General features: G+C 55.4%; 14 protein-coding genes. 11 read left to right on the forward strand and 3 right to left on the reverse strand.

Annotation, left to right across the window (positions count from 1 at the left end):
- Positions 1-10: 10 nt before the first annotated feature.
- From wecB to GURA_RS08640, 7 genes are all read left to right on the forward strand, one after another.
- Positions 11-1141 carry a non-hydrolyzing UDP-N-acetylglucosamine 2-epimerase gene (gene wecB, locus GURA_RS08610; RefSeq protein ID WP_011938597.1) on the forward strand — a complete coding sequence of 377 codons (1131 nt, stop codon included), beginning with the start codon at positions 11-13 and terminating at the stop codon, positions 1139-1141.
- Positions 1126-2370, forward strand: coding sequence for a glycosyltransferase family 4 protein (locus GURA_RS08615; RefSeq protein WP_198134545.1), 1245 nt, complete (start codon positions 1126-1128; stop codon positions 2368-2370). The genes wecB and GURA_RS08615 overlap by 16 nt, the downstream gene beginning before the upstream one ends.
- Before the next feature lie 5 nt (positions 2371-2375).
- The gene (locus GURA_RS08620) at positions 2376-2981 is read left to right on the forward strand and encodes a sugar transferase (protein WP_041245856.1); all 606 of its coding nucleotides are present in this window, start codon (positions 2376-2378) and stop codon (positions 2979-2981) included.
- 45 nt (positions 2982-3026) lie between these two features.
- Complete coding sequence (locus tag GURA_RS08625; RefSeq protein ID WP_011938600.1) at positions 3027-3380, forward strand: four helix bundle protein; 354 nt, start codon at positions 3027-3029, stop codon at positions 3378-3380.
- 39 nt (positions 3381-3419) lie between these two features.
- Entirely contained in the window at positions 3420-4055 is a 636-nt protein-coding gene (locus GURA_RS08630; protein ID WP_011938601.1) for an acetyltransferase, read from the forward strand.
- A gap of 50 nt (positions 4056-4105) precedes the next feature.
- Positions 4106-5359 carry a DegT/DnrJ/EryC1/StrS family aminotransferase gene (locus tag GURA_RS08635; RefSeq protein ID WP_011938602.1) on the forward strand — a complete coding sequence of 418 codons (1254 nt, stop codon included), beginning with the start codon at positions 4106-4108 and terminating at the stop codon, positions 5357-5359.
- A 527-nt stretch (positions 5360-5886) separates the two neighbouring features.
- Positions 5887-7929, forward strand: coding sequence for a polysaccharide biosynthesis protein (locus GURA_RS08640; protein WP_011938603.1), 2043 nt, complete (start codon positions 5887-5889; stop codon positions 7927-7929).
- A 502-nt stretch (positions 7930-8431) separates the two neighbouring features.
- Here GURA_RS08640 and pfkA read toward each other — a convergent pair.
- Genes pfkA through GURA_RS08655 form a run of 3 tightly spaced genes read right to left on the reverse strand, consistent with a single transcriptional unit; the run spans position 8432 to position 13261 of the window.
- Positions 8432-9391, reverse strand: a complete 960-nt coding sequence (gene pfkA / locus GURA_RS08645; protein ID WP_011938604.1) for a 6-phosphofructokinase — start codon at positions 9389-9391, stop codon at positions 8432-8434.
- A 55-nt stretch (positions 9392-9446) separates the two neighbouring features.
- Positions 9447-10754, reverse strand: coding sequence for a replication-associated recombination protein A (locus tag GURA_RS08650; RefSeq protein ID WP_011938605.1), 1308 nt, complete (start codon positions 10752-10754; stop codon positions 9447-9449).
- A 2-nt stretch (positions 10755-10756) separates the two neighbouring features.
- On the reverse strand, positions 10757-13261 hold the full coding sequence (locus tag GURA_RS08655) for a glycogen/starch/alpha-glucan phosphorylase (RefSeq protein ID WP_011938606.1): 2505 nt from the start codon (positions 13259-13261) through the stop codon (positions 10757-10759).
- A gap of 140 nt (positions 13262-13401) precedes the next feature.
- Between GURA_RS08655 and GURA_RS08660 the strand changes: the two genes are divergently transcribed.
- The 4 genes from GURA_RS08660 (at position 13402) to GURA_RS08675 (ending at position 17911) form a co-directional block, all read left to right on the forward strand.
- Complete coding sequence (locus GURA_RS08660) at positions 13402-14256, forward strand: NAD(+)/NADH kinase (RefSeq protein ID WP_041245363.1); 855 nt, start codon at positions 13402-13404, stop codon at positions 14254-14256.
- A gap of 86 nt (positions 14257-14342) precedes the next feature.
- Positions 14343-16004: a DNA repair protein RecN gene (gene recN / locus GURA_RS08665; protein WP_011938608.1), complete on the forward strand. Its 1662-nt coding sequence runs from the start codon at positions 14343-14345 to the stop codon at positions 16002-16004.
- Between the two features lie 46 nt (positions 16005-16050).
- Entirely contained in the window at positions 16051-16503 is a 453-nt protein-coding gene (locus GURA_RS08670; protein WP_011938609.1) for an N-acetyltransferase, read from the forward strand.
- 70 nt (positions 16504-16573) lie between these two features.
- A complete protein-coding gene (locus GURA_RS08675; protein ID WP_011938610.1) occupies positions 16574-17911 on the forward strand; it encodes a TldD/PmbA family protein in 1338 nt (445 codons plus the stop codon).
- Positions 17912-17961 lie beyond the last annotated feature (50 nt).

A 17961-nucleotide genomic window follows, 5' to 3' on the forward strand; every position in this document is an offset into this window, starting at 1 on the left:
TGAGGTGTATATGAAAAAACTGAAAGTCATGACTGTAGTGGGAACGAGGCCGGAGATTATCCGCCTCTCCTGTGTGCTTCCCAAGCTGGATCAGTACATGGAGCACATACTTGTCCATACCGGCCAGAACTACGACTACGAGTTGAACGAGATTTTCTTCACCGATCTGGGTATTCGCCAACCGGACCATTTCCTGGGTGCTGCCGGGGCAACCGCAGCGGAGACCATCGGCCAGATTATCATCAAGATCGATCCGCTGCTAGCTGAGGTCAAGCCTGAAGCGTTGCTGGTACTGGGTGACACCAACAGCTGTCTTGCCGTCATTCCTGCCAAGCGGCGCAAGATTCCCATATTCCACATGGAGGCGGGGAACCGCTGCTTCGACCAGCGGGTGCCGGAAGAGACCAACCGCAAGATTGTGGATCATACGAGCGACATCAACCTGACCTACAGCGACATCGCCCGCGAATACCTGTTGCGGGAGGGACTCTCCCCAGACCGGGTGATCAAGACCGGCTCCCCCATGTTTGAAGTGCTGACCCACTACCGGGAGAAGATCGACAGTTCCGACGTGCTGCAAAAACTTGTACTGGAGGAACAAGGATATTTCGTGGTCAGTGCCCACCGGGAGGAAAACGTCGATTCCGAGGTTAATTTCAGGAAGATGGTGACCATTTTGAACAGCATCGCGGAAACATACGGCAAGCGGATAATCGTCTCCACCCATCCCCGTACTCGCAAGCGGGTGGAAAGCCTTGGGGTGATCTTTCATGAAAAGGTCGAGCTTCTGAAGCCCCTTGGTTTCAGTGATTACGTCCACCTCCAGCAGCATTCTTTCGCGGTTCTCTCCGATAGCGGCACGATTACCGAGGAGTCATCGATACTGAATTTCCCGGCGCTGAACATCCGCGAGGCCCATGAGCGACCGGAGGGAATGGAGGAGGCGAGCGTCATGATGACTGGCCTGGAGTTGGACCGCATCCATCAAGGGCTGGCGGTGCTTGCTGAACAGAGTAGGGGAGAGAACCGGTTACTGCGGCAGGTTACCGACTACTCCATGCCGAACGTTTCGGACAAGGTCGTGCGGATTATCATCAGCTACACGGATTATGTGAACCGGACGGTGTGGAAGAAATCCTGACGATGCGCATACTGATGCTGACACAATGGTTCGACCCCGAACCTACCTTCAAAGGACTTCCCTTTGCGAAGGAACTTGCCAAGCGTGGGCACCAGGTCGAGGTGCTTACCGGATTTCCGAACTATCCCGGGGGCGAAGTCTATGACGGATACCGGATACGACCCATGCAGCGGGAGACTATGGATGGGATATCAGTCTTGCGAGTTCCCCTTTATCCAAGTCATGACACGTCAGCACTCGGGAGAATTGCAAACTATGGAAGCTTCGCGCTTTCTTCTGCAATTCTGGGAGTATTACTCGCAAAACCTGTCGACCTCATTTATGTTTACCATCCTCCTGCCACTGTTGGCCTGTCGGCAATTGCATTGAGTTTTTTTCGGAGAGTACCCTTTGTTTACGACATTCAGGACCTCTGGCCGGATACACTGGCCGCTACTGGGATGTTAAACAACGGCGTAGCACTGAGAATGATAGCGAAGCTTTGCAGCCATACTTACCGGCTTTCCACCAAGATAGTGGTCCTGTCTCCAGGATTCCGAAAACAACTTATTGCAAGGGGAGTTCCTGCAGAAAAAATTGAGGTGATTTACAATTGGTGCGATGAGGGGCAAATTCGGGACTCTGCCGGAGATAAGGGCGTGGCCCAGGAACTCGCTTTGTCCGAGAGGTTTAGCATAGTCTTTGCGGGGACCATGGGGAAGGCTCAGGGCTTGGACGCAGTGCTGGATGCTGCCGCACTTATTGCCGGCAGATATTCAGAGATTCAGTTCGTTTTTGTCGGGGGGGGGATTGAGGTTGATCGTCTCAAGAAAAGGGCGAAAGACGAAAGTCTCATAAATGTCAAGTTTTTACCGAGACGGCCGGTATCGGAAATTGGCCCGGTATTGAAGACGGCCGATGTCTTGCTTGTCCACCTGAAAGACGCCCCGCTCTTCAACATCACCATCCCGTCAAAGATCCAGGCTTATATGGCTGCCGGTCGTCCGATCCTTGTTGCAGTCCGGGGGGATGCAGCCGATCTCGTTGAGAAAGCCAATGCTGGGATGTCCTGCATCCCTGAAGATTCGGAGAGCATTGCAGCAGCTGTGGAGAAGCTTTACGCCATGCCACGCAATCAGCGGGAGGAACTTGGCGAAAATGGCAGGAAATTTTACGAGAGGGAGCTCTCCTTGAGAGCGGGCGTCGGCAAATTTGAGGATATATTTCTCTCTGTTGTACGGAAACAATGAAAAAGATGAATTCATTAATCAAACGGATTTTTGATTTCTGTTCAACACTGGTTGGTCTTGTATTGATCAGCCCGCTGCTTATACCGGTGGCCCTCTTAGTCCGTATGATACATGGTTCGCCGGTCTTGTTCCGTCAGGAGCGTCCTGGCCTCCATGGCAAGCCGTTCCTCATGCATAAGTTTCGCACCATGACTAATGAGCGGGACGCGAATGGAATTTTGCTGGCCGACGAAGCGCGCTTGACCGGCCTCGGCAAATTCCTCCGCAGCACCAGCCTGGACGAGTTGCCGGAACTCTTCAATGTCCTCAAGGGTGACATGAGCCTCGTCGGCCCCCGCCCGCTTCTTATGGAATACATGCCGCTCTATACCCCGGAGCAAGCCCGCCGCCACGAAGTGAAACCGGGAATAACCGGCTGGGCTCAAGTAAACGGCCGTAACGCCATCAGTTGGGAAGAAAAATTCAAACTTGACGTCTGGTACGTGGACAATAGCTCTTTCTGGCTGGATTTGAAGATCCTCTGGATGACCTTTTTTCAGGTGTTTAAACGGGAAGGAATCAGTCAGGAGGGGCAGGCGACAATGGCAAAATTTACAGGGAACAAATTTTGAAAGCAATGTTGGATTTTGAATTGTGGATCGAATTTTGGGTGAGACATGAAAGAAGACAATATTATTCAGAAGAAAAGCTATGAGTTTGCTCTTCAGGTAATTTCACTTTATCGGAAGCTTTATAAAGCCAACGAGTTTGTCTTGTCAAGACAGATCCTCCGGTCAGGGACCAGCATCGGGGCGAATGTTGAGGAAGCCCAGGCTGCACAGAGTAGAGCCGATTTCGTATCGAAGATGTCAATAGCCTCAAAGGAGGCAAGAGAAACCTGCTACTGGCTACGTCTGCTGCGAGACAGCAACACCATTTCAAAATGTGAGGCCGACGCTCTTTTGTCAGAAGCGGAATCAATAGTGAATATATTGACATCTATTGTGAAAACAAGCAGCAAATCAAAGTAATTCAGCATCCAAAATTCAGAATTCAAAATTGGATTTTTTATGAAAGAAAAAATCTTCGTGTACGGTGCCAGTGGCCATGCCAAGGTTGTGATAGACATCATCGAACGCCAGGGGGTGTACGATATTGCCTTCCTCGTGGACGATGACCCTGTCCTGAAGGAAACAGATGTTTACGGCTATAGGGTAATTGGTGGCAAGGCAGAACTTCTGGCGCAACGGGAAGAGGTTGCAGGTGGCATAGTGGCTATCGGGAGCAATAAGGTGCGCGTAAAGGTCGTGGGATGGCTTGCGGAGAATGGCATGTGCCTCGTGTCCGCCGTTCACCCATCTGCCCAGGTTGCACGCGGCGTTATCCTCGGTGATGGTAACGTGGTCATGGCCGGTGCGGTCATCAACTCGGATACCATTGTCGGGAATAATGTCATTGTCAACACTAGGGCAAGCATTGACCACGACTGCATGATTGGCGACGGTGTGCACATAGCTCCAGGTGCCACTCTGTGTGGAACCGTCACTGTTGGTGAAGGGACATTCGTTTGCGCAGGGGCAACAATAATTCCTAATCTGACCGTTGGCGCGCGAGCGATTGTCGGAGCAGGGTCAACTGTCATTGCCAATGTGCCCGACGGTGCAACGGTTGTGGGAAGTCCGGCTAAGGTGGTGAAACGGTTTTGAGTGCTGAATTTAAATTCTTGATTTTGGATTAACTTGGAAGAGGATTTGATGTGAATTTTAATAAACTAGCCATTGACGGCGGAGAATCAGTCCGTACAACTCCTTTTTCATTATGGCCCTTTTTCGACCGGGACGAAATCGATTCGGTAACCGCTGTGCTCGCTTCCGGTAAGGTCAACTACTGGACCGGTCAGGAGGGGCGCGAATTTGAAAAGGAGTTCGCTGCCTTCACCGGCTGCAGCCACGCCATCGCCCTGGCCAACGGCACGGTTGCATTGGAGCTTGCCCTACACGCCCTTGGTATCGGCCACGGCGACGAGGTGATTGTCACCAGCCGCACTTTCATCGCTTCGGCAAGCTGCATCGTCATTCGCGGTGCAATCCCGGTATTGGCTGAGGTGGACCCGGTTTCCCAGAACGTAACCGCGGAGACGATCCGGACAGCCCTCACTCCCCGGACGCGGGCGATCATCTGTGTTCACTTGGCCGGCTGGCCTTGCGACATGGACCCGATTCTGGCGCTGGCACGGGAGCACGACTTGAAGGTGATAGAGGACTGCGCCCAGTGCCATGGCGCCACCTACAAGGGACGGTCCCTCGGGTCGCTGGGGGATGTGGCTGCCTTCTCATTCTGCCAGGACAAGATAATGACAACCGGTGGTGAGGGTGGGATGCTGACTACAAATGATGAGACAATCTGGCGAAAAGCATGGGAATACAAGGACCACGGCAAGAGCTTCGACGCGGTGTACAACCGACAACATCCCCCCGGTTTTCGCTGGCTGCACGAGTCATTCGGCACCAACTGGCGGCTCACCGAGATGCAGTCGGCTATCGGCCGGGTGCAGCTCCGTAAGCTCCCCGAGTGGACCCGCATCCGCAATCGTCATGCCGCCATCCTGACCGAAGGTTTCTCAGAAATCCCCGCCCTGAGGGTCACCATTCCCCCGCCGGAGATCGGCCACGGGTACTACAAATACTACGTCTTCGTCCGTCCGGAAATGATAAAGCCTGCTTTTATGAGTAACTTAGAACTCAGAACTCGGAACTTAGAACTGATTTCTCCCCGCGACCGGATCATGGCGGCCATCAATGCCGAGGGGATCCCCTGTTTCAGCGGCAGCTGCAGCGAAATTTACCTGGAAAAGGTTTTCGACGGTCTGCGGCCGGTAGAGCGTCTACCAGTGGCGCGTGAACTGGGTGAGACAAGCCTCATGTTCCTGGTGCACCCTACCCTGACGGAGCAGGACATGTTCGACACCTGCCGGGCGGTTAAAAAAGTAATGCGAGCCGCTGGCCGCTAGTGTTTAATTGCATAAGTTATTGATGGATTTCTTGATTGCGAACCTTTAAACGTTGTCTTATTCCATGCAAATCTCTTTTGCCCACCTTCAATACGTCATCATCTCTTCGCATAATCTCCCATCTTTAGAAATCTGTCGGACTCAGGAACGAATCCTGCGAGACTAAAAAGTGAGTCCATATTTCCGTAAATTATCGACAAATAGGTCCGCTATTCGCTCTCAAATTTCCGATAATCTGTCCTCGATTTATTTTCTCGTTACGATTCCCTAAGTCCGACAGGCTCCTGAGAAAACAAGCGATAATTTTTTAGATTAATTTTAAAATTTTAATTGAATTAATTTAACTGACGGGTATAATTTCCCTGTCATGCATATTTGACAAGGTGTTGCTTCTCTGATCGATTATTGCCGGTTTCAGGCGCTTTTCCAATCACATTGTTTGTCTTCCCGTCTGCTAGTTGGTCGGATTAGTTTTACTATAGATCCTGGTCGCTTTTTAACTGTATGTGTATGATTCCGGTGGTCACTTGAAATCAACTTCCCCTTATACCGGCAACGCCCTGATCGGCAAGCTGCTTTCCCCGTCTGCGCTGAAGCGTTTTCTCTTCTTTTTCAGCGCTGACCTGCTCATCATTGCGGCTTCTCTTTATCTTGCCTTATACTTCCGCTTCGATTTTAGGGTGGATGCTCGCTACTTCTCCCTCATCACCGCCGCACTCCCACTGTTTATCGTGATCAAGCTCGCCCTGTTCGTCGTCTTCCAGGTTTACCATATCACCTGGCGCTTTGTCGGTCTGGATGAGCTTTACAACATAGGGATTGCCATACTGATCGCGGAAGCTGTTCTGATGGCGCTTCTGCTCACCACATCGACCGGATGGCTTCATCTGTCCCATTACGCGGTTTCCTTTCCGCGCAGCATCTTTATCAATGACGGCCTGATCACCTTCCTGCTCGCCTGCGGTCTGCGTATCTCGCGCCGTGTCTACCGGGAGGTCATTTTTAAAAAGACCAGTAGCGCGAAGGGTAAGCGGGCGCTGGTCATCGGCGCTGGTATGACCGGGGAGCTGGTGCTCAGGGACATGGCGCGGCGCGACTTCGCCGACTTTTACCCGGTCGGCATCCTGGACGACGACAGCAGCATGAAGGTCGGTACCTACATCCACGGCGTGCGGGTTCTGAGCACCACGGACCGTCTGCGCGAGATCGTAAGGCAGCATAGTGTCGAGGTGGTCATCATTGCCATACCTTCCACCCACTACAAGGCGTTGCGCAAGATATACCACCTGGCAAAAGAAGCGGGGATTGAGCGGATCAATATCGTGCCCCAGATGTACAAGAACCACGAGCGCTTCGAAGTGAGCATGAAGGGGATTCACGAGATCAGCATCGAGGAGCTGATTGGCAGGCAGTCTGTGGAGGTGGATTACGACTCCATCGAGCAAATGCTCGCCGGCAAATCCATCCTCGTATCGGGTGCCTGCGGCTCCATCGGATCGGAGATCGTTCGCCAGGTTTGCAGCTTCAACCCGGCCCGGCTGGTGCTGTTCGAAATCGACGAAACCGAGCTGCACAACATGCAGTTGCGGCTGGCTAGGGAGTTTCCCTCACTGTTGGGAAGGATTTACTACGTCGTGGGCGATGTCAGGGACAGAAGCCGGGTGAGAGGGGTGATGGCGGCCCATGCACCGGAGCTTGTCTTTCACGCCGCAGCCTACAAGCATGTGCCTATGATGGAGCATAATCCCTCGGAGGCGGTGAAGGTAAATGTCTTCGGCACCTTCAATCTGGCCCAGGCGGCCGTCGACCACGGCGTGGAAAAGTTCGTCATGATCTCGACCGACAAGGCGGTGCGTCCGACCAGCATCATGGGGGCGACGAAAAGGGTGGCTGAGTATGTCTGCTCTGCCTTCAGCCGCGCCAATGTTACGGAATTCACCTCGGTACGATTCGGCAATGTGTTAGGGAGCCGCGGCAGCGTCCTGCCGCTGTTCATGGAGCAGTTGAAAAACGGTGGGCCTCTGACTGTTACGGACCGGGAGATGCAGCGCTATTTCATGACCATTCCGGAGGCGGTTTCGCTCGTACTGCAGGCGGCCGTCATCGGCAATAACGGCGATGTGATGGTGCTCGATATGGGGGAACCGGTGAAGGTCGTGGAGCTTGCCGAGGAACTGATCCGGTTGCACGGCCTGAAGCCGTACGACGACATAGCCATCGAATTTGTCGGACTGAGGCCTGGTGAAAAGCTTTTCGAGGAGATTCTCACTGCCGAGGAGGGGACCGATGCCACCAGGCACGAGAAGATATTCGTCGCGCGCAACGGCAGCTGTCACACCATGGAGCAGCTTGATGAGCTATTGCGGGAATTCTCCAGGGTGCCCGAGGTTGCGCCCGGTCTGAATGACCAGCAGTTTGTAAAAGAGCTGCTGATGAAGCATGTGCAGCACTTTCACGTTCAGCAAAAAATAACTATTTGCCAAGCAACACCGCCTTCAGATTCCGGATCCGCTTTTTTTGCAGATGGACGAGTACCACGTCTAAGAGGGTGCTTAAGAGGAATGTCGTGATCGAGGCGGCAAAGATACGCAAGGCTGGCGCTGCAGCGAACAGTGTAAATCCGAGGATGCAGGTTAGTGCAGTACAGCCAAGAATCTCGCGGAAATGTAGAGAGCGAATCATGCTATCGGTACAGTTGCTTGCATAAGCCATTCTTTGATGCCTCTCGACTTTTTACTACTTTTCGGCGATATGGTCGATATACTTGAGTGTGTCTGGTTAGAAAATTGCACTGGCTCTCCAAGCCATAAAACCCAGCACATTGCACCCTCCCCCAACCCCTCCTTTAGGCCCTTTGGGTCCATCAAGGGAGGGGAGCTTTAAAGTCCCCTCGCCCCTTGTGGGAGAGGGCTAGGGTGAGGGGGGAAGTGCGGTTGTAAAAACCTAATCGGACAGTGCTGGATACACTTCAGTTTTATTATCCATGGCCTGAGAAGTCAAGCAGGTCAATAAAAACGGGCGGGAGTCTTCCCGCCCGTTGCCGTTTCCATGCCGGTTTTCCCCAAATGTAACTTAAATCCCCAATACCTCCGCTAGTCGCAGCATCTCGTCTTGTGGGCGCTTTTCGCCTTTGATTACGTCTTCGAGGGGGGTTGCAATGATGGCGTTGCACGAGAGGCCGACCATCAGCCCTTGCTGCCCCGATATGAGGAGCTCGACCGCTTTTTTGCCGAGGCGGCTTGCCAGGAGCCGGTCAAAGACAGTCGGTGCGCCGCCGCGCTGGTAATGGCCGAGCACCGTAACCCTCGTCTCGAAGCCGATGGCATCCTTGATGCTGTCGGCAATATGCTGGGCGTTGCCCGCCCCTTCGGCGAGGATGATTATGGCGTTGTCCCGCCCCTCTTCGTAGCGGGCTCTGAGCTGCTGGCAGATCTCGGAGAGGTCGAACTCCCGTTCCGGCACCAGGGCGAATTCGGCGCCGGTGGCGATGGCGCTGACGCTTGCCAGGTAGCCGGAGTTGCGCCCCATCACCTCGATTACGAAGGCGCGGGCATGTGAGCTTGCGGTGTCTTTGATGCAGTCCACAGCATAGATGATGTTGTTGAGTGCAGTATCGACCCCCAGCGCCATGTCCGTGAAGGGGATGTCGTTGTCGATGCTGGCGGGAATGCCTATGACCGGGAAACCGAGGCGGTGGAGGGCGAGCGCCCCGGTCAGCGATCCGTCGCCGCCGAGGATGACGAGCCCCTCGACACCGAGGTTTCGCAGGTTGTCGAGGGCCTTTTGCTGTCCTTCCGGGGTGCGGAATTCCTGTGAGCGGGCCGACTGGAGGAAGGTGCCCCCCCGGTGGAGGATGCCGGAAACCGACTTGGAGTCGAGGGTGATGCCGTCACCTTTCATGAGCCCCAGGTAGCCCTTGCGAAAACCGACCATTTCAATGTTCATCCGGAGTCCCGTGCGTACCGCGCTGCGAATGGTGGCGTTCATGCCGGAGCAGTCGCCGCCGCTGGTCAATATGCCGATCTTTTTCATGCTGCCTCCACTTGATTCGCTTATAAATTGTTTATCACAGCAACGGGACGCAGACTTACTTTTTCCCTTTCAGCCACTCCATCCGTTCCTTTATGCTCTTTTCGTAACCATGTCCTGTCGGGTCATAGTATTTCCGCCCTTTGATCTGGTCCGGCAGGTAGTCCTGCGCCACATACCCTTCGGCGTAATCGTGGGCGTAACGGTAACCTGTGCCGTATCCAAGATCTTTCATGAGTCTGGTCGGCGCGTTACGGATGTGGAGCGGGACCGGAAGGGCGCCGCTTTTCCGCACCTCGGCGAGCGCTGCGTCGATCCCGACGTAAGAGGCGTTGGACTTGGGGGCGGTGGCCAGGTAGGTGACCGCCTGGCCGATGATAATCCGCCCCTCCGGCATCCCAACCAGCTGGAACCCCTGCAGCGCCGTCACTGCCACCTGGAGCGCCCGGGGGTCTGCGTTGCCGATATCCTCCGAGGCGAGGATCACCATGCGCCGCAGGATGAAAATCGGGTCTTCGCCCGCCTCGATCATCCGCGCCAGCCAGTAGAGCGCCCCATCCGGGTCGCTGCCGCGCATGGACTTGATGAAGGCGGAGATGACGTTATAGTGCTCCTCCCCACCCTTGTCGTAGAGAAGCGGCTTTTTCTGCACCGCCTCGCGGGCTGTATCAAGGGAGACGACGCCGTTGCTCGTCAGTCTGGACGCGGTTTCCAGGGTATTGAGGGCTACCCGCGCATCGCCTCCCGCCTGTTCGGCCATGAAGGTGAGAGCGTCGTCTTCGATGGCAAGGTCCAGGGCGCCGAGCCCCCGCTCTTTGTCGGCAAGGGCCTGGCGCAGGATCCCCGTGATTTCTTCTTCCGTCAACGGATTGAGAACGAGCACCTTGCAGCGGGAGAGAAGGGGGGCGATCACCTCGAAGGAGGGGTTTTCGGTGGTGGCGCCGATGATGGTGAAGACCCCCCTTTCCACATAGGGGAGAAAGGCATCCTGCTGGCTCTTGTTGAAGCGGTGGATCTCGTCGACGAAGAGAATGGTTCTTTTGCCGTGGAATTTGCGGATATCATCCGCTTCCTTGACGATTTCGCGGATCTCCTTGATGCCGGAGAGGATGGCGGAGAAGAAGATGAAGTGCGACTTGGTGGCGCCGGCGATGATGCGGGCAAGGGTCGTCTTGCCCGAACCCGGTGGGCCCCAGAAGATGAGGGAGGTGAGCTGGTCGGTCTCGATCAGTTGACGGAGAAGCTTCCCCGGGCCTAAGAGGTGCTCCTGGCCGACGTATTCGGCCAGGGTTCGGGGACGCATCCGTTCGGCGAGAGGGGCTTCCTTCAGGGTGTCGGCTGCGGCTTTACGGTCGAAGAGGTCCATGGTCAGAAGGTTTCGCCCGGTTGCCGGGACCCTGCGCCGGGAGTGATATTCATTGGACTGATGCCCCAGATTTCCCGGGCGTATTCGGCGATGGTCCGGTCACTGGAAAATTTACCCATGCCGGCAGTGTTGAGAATGGCCCGCCGTGCCCATTCGTCCTGGTCCAGGTAGACTTTGCTCACTTCTTCCTGGCAGGCGACGTATGAGGCATAATCGGCCAGGAGCATGTAGTAGTCTCCCTGGTTGAGGAGAATGTCGACGATCGGTCTGAAAAGGTCGGGAGCGTTGGGGGTGAAGAAGCCACCGGCGATCATGTCGAGAGTTTTTTTCAGTTCCGGCTGGCGGTTGTAGTAATCACGGGGATTATACCCCTTCTTTCTGAGATTGTTGACCTCTGCGGCGGTCAGGCCGAAGATGAAGATATTTTCCTTGCCGACTTCTTCCATGATCTCGATATTTGCGCCGTCCAGGGTGCCGATGGTGAGCGCCCCGTTGAGGGCGAACTTCATGTTGCCTGTGCCGGAGGCCTCTGTGCCCGCGGTTGAAATCTGTTCTGACAAATCTGATGCCGGGAAGATATCCTCTGCCAGCGAGACGCTGTAGTTGGCGAGAAAGACAACCTTCATCCGGTCTCCCACGTCGGGATCGTTGTTGACGACGCTGCCGACGGCATTTATCAGTCTGATGATGAGTTTGGCGGTGAAATAGGCGGGAGCCGCCTTGCCGCCGAAGATAAAGGTGCGCGGCACGAACTCGCCGGCGGGATTCTCCTTGATCCGGTTGTACATGGTGATGACATGGAGCACGTTCAATAGCTGTCGTTTGTATTCGTGGATCCGTTTGACCTGGCAGTCGAACATGGAGTCCACGTTCACTTCGATGCAGTTGTGTTTGAGGATGTATGCGGCCAGTCTTTCCTTGTTTGCGCGTTTCACCGCCTGCCAGCGGGGAACGAATTCCGGGTCTTTGGTGGCTGCCCGCAATTTTTCCAGCTCGTACAGGTCGGTGGTCCAGCCGGTGCCGATATATTCGCTGATCAGGTCGGCAAGGGGAGGGTTGGCCATCTTCAGCCAGCGCCGCTGGGTGATGCCGTTGGTCTTGTTGTTGAAGCGTTCCGGATACATTTCGTAAAAATCGCGAAACAGCTGGTTCTTGATGATTTCCGTATGCAGGGCGGCGACGCCGTTGACGGAATGACTGCCGACAATGGCCAGGTGCGCCATGCGGATTTTTCTTTCCCAGTGTTCCTCGACGATGGACATCCGTGACAGCCGATCGCTGTCCCCGGGAAATCTTTCTTTTACCTCTTCCATGAAGCGGGTGTTGATGTCGAAGACGATTTGCAGATGCCGGGGCAGGATCTGCTCAAAGAACCAGACCGGCCATTGCTCCAGGGCTTCGGGGAGGATGGTGTGATTGGTGTAGGCAAAGGTTTTTTTGGTGACCTTCCAGGCGTCGTCCCATTCCATGTTCTCCAGGTCGAGCAGTACCCGCATCAGCTCGGGAATGGCGAGGGCCGGATGGGTATCGTTCAACTGGATGGCGACCTTTTCCGGCAGTAGTTTCAGATCTGTATGCTTTTTCTTGAAACGGTAGAGGACATCGTGGATGGTGGCCGAGGCGAGGAAATATTCCTGTTTGAAGCGGAGCTCCTTGCCTTCGATAACGTTGTCCGCTGGATAGAGCACCTTGGAGATGGTTTCTGTCTGCATCTTCTTTTCAACGGCGCGGATATAGTTCCCTTCGTTGAAAAACTTAAGGTCGAAATCACGGCTTGACTTGGCGCTCCAGAGGCGCATGGTGTTGACTGTGTTGTTCTGATAGCCGGGAATCGGCGTGTCATAGGCCATGGCCATGACGTCTTCCGTATCCACCCATTCCTTGACTACGTTACCCTGTTTGTTGACGGTAGTGATCACCCTGCCGTAGAATTTTACCGGGTGGAGATGCTCCTGGCGGTCCAGTTCCCACGGGTTGCGGTAGCGCAGCCAGTTGTCCGGCAGCTCCATCTGTGCGCCGTCAACTATCTTCTGTCGGAAGATGCCGTATTCGTAGCGGATGCCGTAACCATAGGCGGGTATGGACATGGTTGCCATGGAGTCGAGGAAGCATGCGGCCAGCCGCCCCAGTCCGCCATTGCCGAGTCCGGCGTCCTGTTCTTCTTCGAAGAGCTCTTCAAAGTCATAGCCGAGGGAGGTCATTGCTTCCCTGAAGTCGTCCAGGATGCCCAGATTGATCAGGCTGTTGCCCAGGGCGCGCCCCATGAGAAATTCCATGGAAAGGTAGTAAATCCGCTTGTTGTCGCTGTTGTAGTAGGCCTGCTGGGTGTCCAGCCAGCGCTCCACCAGCTTGTCGCGCACTGCATAGGCCAGAGCGTTGAAAGCGTCGTATTTGGTTGCGGTGTATTTGTCCTTTCCCAGGGTATATTCCATGTGTTCCAGGAAAGACTTGATGATGAGCATCAGGTTGTCGAGTTCAGTCGCTTCGGTGGCGATGTTTTCGTTCATGGGGAGACCTTTGTGGTGGATTTATCTTTCACGTTGCAGATTCGTTTAAGTATAATACAATTTTGCAGAGTTTCCATTGGACATGGATGAACAGATATGCTAGTAAAGCCTTATATATACCACATATAAAGGCCTGTACCATGAAAAAAATCGCAATCTTCGCGAAGGTTCACGACCCCCGTTGCCTGGGGGTGGCCGAAGAACTGATCGCCTGGCTCGATGCGAAAGGGTTTTGCCCACTGGTGGAGGCCCATCTTGCCAGGCATCTTAAATGCAAATATTCCGTCCGAAGCCATGACATTCCCGATCAGGCCGACCTGGTGGTGGTTCTTGGCGGAGACGGCACCCTGATATCGGTGGCGCGTCTGGTCGGTGACCGGCAGGTGCCGATCCTTGGGGTAAATCTTGGCAGTCTCGGATTCCTGACCGAGATAACGCTTGGGGAGATGTACCCCGCGCTGGAGTGCTGCCTGCTGGGCGATTATGAGGTTTCCGAACGAATGATGCTGCGCGCTTCGATACTCCGCGACGATAAGGAGATCGAGGTGCACCAGGTATTGAACGACGTGGTGATAAACAAGGGGGCGATGGCGAGAATCGTCGATATGGAGACGGTGGTAGATGACCGCTATCTGACCACCTTCAAGGCCGACGGCCTGATAATTTCAACCCCTACCGGATCGACCGGCTACTCGCTTTCCGCAAACGGCCCCATTATCCACCCGGAACTGGATTGCCTGGTAATAACCCCAATCTGTCCGCACACCCTCACCAACCGGCCGATCGTCGTTGCCAGCGATGCCCGGATCAGCATAACCATGCAGTCCCAGAACGAGGACATCTTTCTCACTCTGGACGGACAGGTCGGCGTTAAATTGAAATACGGCGATACGATCCGCATCCGGCGGGCGGAGCACCGGACAAAGCTGGTCCGTTCCCGGAGCAAGGATTATTTCGAGGTGCTGCGGACCAAACTCAAGTGGGGAGAGCGGTAAAACCCAGTTCTACGTTCTACGTTCTACGTTCTATGTTGAAACGTAGAACGTAGAACGTAGAACGTAGAACGTAGAACGGATTTCAAATGCTGACCGACCTTTCCATAAAAAATATCGCCATCATCGATACCCTTCATGTCTCCTTCCAGCCGGGGCTCAACATCCTCACCGGCGAAACGGGGGCGGGAAAATCGATTATTATCGACGCGGTCAACCTGATTCTCGGCGGGCGGGCTTCCGCTGACCTGATCCGCACCGGCGCCGACGAAGGGGTGGTGGAGGCGATCTTCGATCTTTCCGCCCAGCCCGCGATCCTGACCGTGCTTGACGAGATGGGTGTCGAATGCGACGGCGAGCTCCTGGTAAAGCGGGTTGTCTCCCGCTCCGGCAAAAACCGCGTCTTCATCGGCGGAGGAATCTCCACCATCGCCATCCTGGCTGATCTCTCCCGGCGATTGATCAATATCTACGGTCAGCATGAGGCCCAGACCCTGCTTCGAACCGAAAACCACCTGTTGCTTCTCGATGGCTACGGCGGCCTGTTGCAACTGCGCGACGAGTATTCGGCCATCTTTGACGAATACCGGCGGGTCGCCGCTGAAATCAGGGGGCTGGAGGAAGGTGAGCGCGAAGCGGACCGCCGCCTGGATCTCCTCTCGTTTCAGTCCCATGAGATCGGCGCTGCGGCATTGGCAGCCGGCGAAGAGGAGGCGCTTCTGCAGGAGCGGCAACTTCTGAGCCATGCGGAAAAGCTCCTGCAGCACAGTCAGGAGGCTTTCACCGAACTTTACGGCGCGGACCATGCCGTCCTCGACCGGCTGGCCGAGGTGAAAAGACGGGTTGCTGAAGTGACCGCCGTTGACCCGTCAACAGGGAACCTTCTTGCTTCCATCGAAGCCGCCTCCATCCAACTGGAGGATGCAGCCCTTTCGCTCAGGGATTATGCGGCCAGGATAGAGGCCGATCCCCGACGCCTGCAGGTGGTGGAGGATCGACTGGAAATCATTCAGCGGCTGAAGAAAAAATATGCGCCGGCCGTTGAGGAGATCATCGCCTACAAGGATGAGATCGACCGGGAAATAGAAGCGTTTCGCCGCCGAGAGGAGAGCCGGGACGGACTGGAAAAGCGACTCGCGGAACTGGAAGAGGCGCTGCGGGCCAAAGGGGAAGAGCTTTCCGGCAAAAGAAGCGAAGCGGCGCAGTTGCTCAAGGCGGCCATGGAGAAGGAGCTGTCCGAGCTGGCCATGAGGCATGCCTTGTTCGAGGTGACCTTTGAACGGCTTGTTGAGCCGAAAGCCTCCGGCCTGGAGCGCGTCGAGTTCCTCTTTTCTCCCAATCCGGGGGAGACGCCCAAGTCCCTGGCAAAGATCGCATCGGGCGGCGAGCTGTCCCGGCTGATGCTGGCATTGAAGCAGATCCACCCGGAAAGCGACGTGCCGACCCTGATATTCGATGAGGTGGACAGCGGTATTGGCGGGGCAACGTCGGCGCTGGTGGGAGAAAAACTGAAACGGGTCGCCCTCTGCCAGCAGGTCCTCTGCATCACCCATCTCCCCCAGGTGGCGGCCTATGCCGACCGGCACTTCAAGGTGGAGAAACAGGTCGAAGCCGGCCGTACCGTCACCTCTGCCATCCCGTTGGATGCTGATAAACGGGTGGCGGAGATGGCCAGGATGCTTGGTGGGGTGAAGATAACGGATACGACCCTGGAGCATGCCCGGGAGATGATTGAAGAAGCGCAAAGGTAGAGGACGTGTTTCAAACCCGTCCTATGGTAATCTGAAAGGAACAAATATGCTGCGCAAAGCCCAGATAAGTGATGTTAAGGATATTCAGAAGCTTTTGACATTTTTTGCCTCACGCGGCGACATGCTGTCCCGTTCCCTCTCCGAACTGTACGAGGCGATCCGCGACTTCTATATCGTTGAGGAGGAGGGGCGGCTGGTCGGCACGGCTGCGCTCCATATCGTCTGGGAAGACCTGGCCGAGGTCCGTTCCGTTGCCGTGGCCGAGGATGCGGGGAAAAAAGGGATCGGCACCCAGGTGGTGCAGGCCTGCATCGACGAGGCAAAGGAGCTGGGCCTGAAGCGGGTCTTCTGTCTCACCTACAAGCCGAACTTTTTCGCCAGGTTCGGCTTCCGTATCGTCGACAAGTCTGAACTTCCTCACAAGGTGTGGGGGGACTGCATGAAGTGCGTGAAGTTTCCGGACTGTGACGAGATAGCAATGATACTGGATCTGGATTGATTGTCTGTTCGGAAGGGGGCAATACCGCCCTTTGCAGGCAGGTCTGAAACCTGCCCCTACGAGGTTACTTATGGATTTTCAACAAATCGCAGGAAACATCGAACGACTCCTTAAATCCCGTGTTCCGGACGGTTACGAGATCATGCTCGGCGCTTCCCGGAACCTTTCCATCGAGGTCAAGGATCAGCAGGTGGACACCTTCAAGTGTTCCGAGCCGGTGGGGGTGAGTGTCCGGGTGCTGAAGGCGCACGGCATGGGCTTTTCCTTTTCCACCAGCATGGATGATGCCGACCTTGTCAGAATGATCGACAATGCGGTTATCGGCGCCGAGACCCAGACCCCCGATGAATTCAACGGTTTTCCACCCCCCCAGTCGTACCTGGATGTGTCCGGGATGTTCGATGCAGGACTGGCGGCAGTCGGCGAAGAGGAAAAGATCGGCCGCGCCCTTGAGCTGGAGCGTCTGACACTGGCGGAGGACAGCCGCGTAAAACGTGTGCGTAAGAGCACCTATGGCGAGTCGAGCTATGAGGTCTTCATTCGCAATTCACTGGGAGTCGAGGGGAGTTACCGCGGCACGTCGGTTTCCAGCAGCATTTCTGCCGTGGCAGAGGAAAACGGCGATTCCCAGATGGGGTGGGATTTCGGTTTCAGCAACCGTTTCAGCGGCGTTGACGTTGCGCTGATCGCAAGAACCGCGGCAGTCAAGGCAACGGGCCTGCTCGGGGCGCGAAACATTCCTACCCTCAGGTGTCCGGCGCTGCTTGACAACTATGTGGCCACGGAAATTCTCGAAGTGCTGGCCTCCTCCTTTCTTGCCGAAAACGTCCAGAAAGGGAAGTCGCTCTTGGCGGGGAAAACGGGGGAGCGTCTCTTTGCCGGCTGCCTGCGGATTGTCGATGACGGGCTCCTCCCCGGCGGCATGGCGACCACCCCCTTTGACGGCGAGGGGGTGCCGATGCAACGCACCCTCCTTGTAGAAGGGGGCGTTTTGCAGGGGTTGCTATACAACAGTTACTGCGCCCGCAAGGATGGGGTTGCCTCGACCGGCAATGCGACGCGGAGCGGGGTCAAGAGTCCGCCGCACATGGGGGTGAGCAACTTCTTCATCGAGAACGGCCTCACCCCTTTTGCCGAACTGTTGAAAGGAATCGACCAGGGGGTGCTCGTGACCTCCGTGATGGGGATGCATACCGCCAATCCCATATCCGGCGATTTTTCCGTAGGGGCGGCGGGGTTTTTCATCGAGAACGGAGTCGTGGCATATCCCATAAAAGGCATTGCCATTGCCGGTAATATCCTCGACCTGTTCCGCGACGTGGACGGGATAGCGGACGATCTGCGCTTTTTCGGTGCGGTCGGTTCTCCCGCTTTAAGGATTGCGGCGCTGGATGTGAGCGGAGAATAAAAAAATCCCCTTCGGGAAGGGGATTTGATGGCGGGATATAATGGTATATT

Origin of the sequence: Geotalea uraniireducens Rf4 (genome assembly GCF_000016745.1) — a bacterium.
Taxonomy (GTDB): Bacteria; Desulfobacterota; Desulfuromonadia; order Geobacterales; family Geobacteraceae; genus Geotalea; species Geotalea uraniireducens.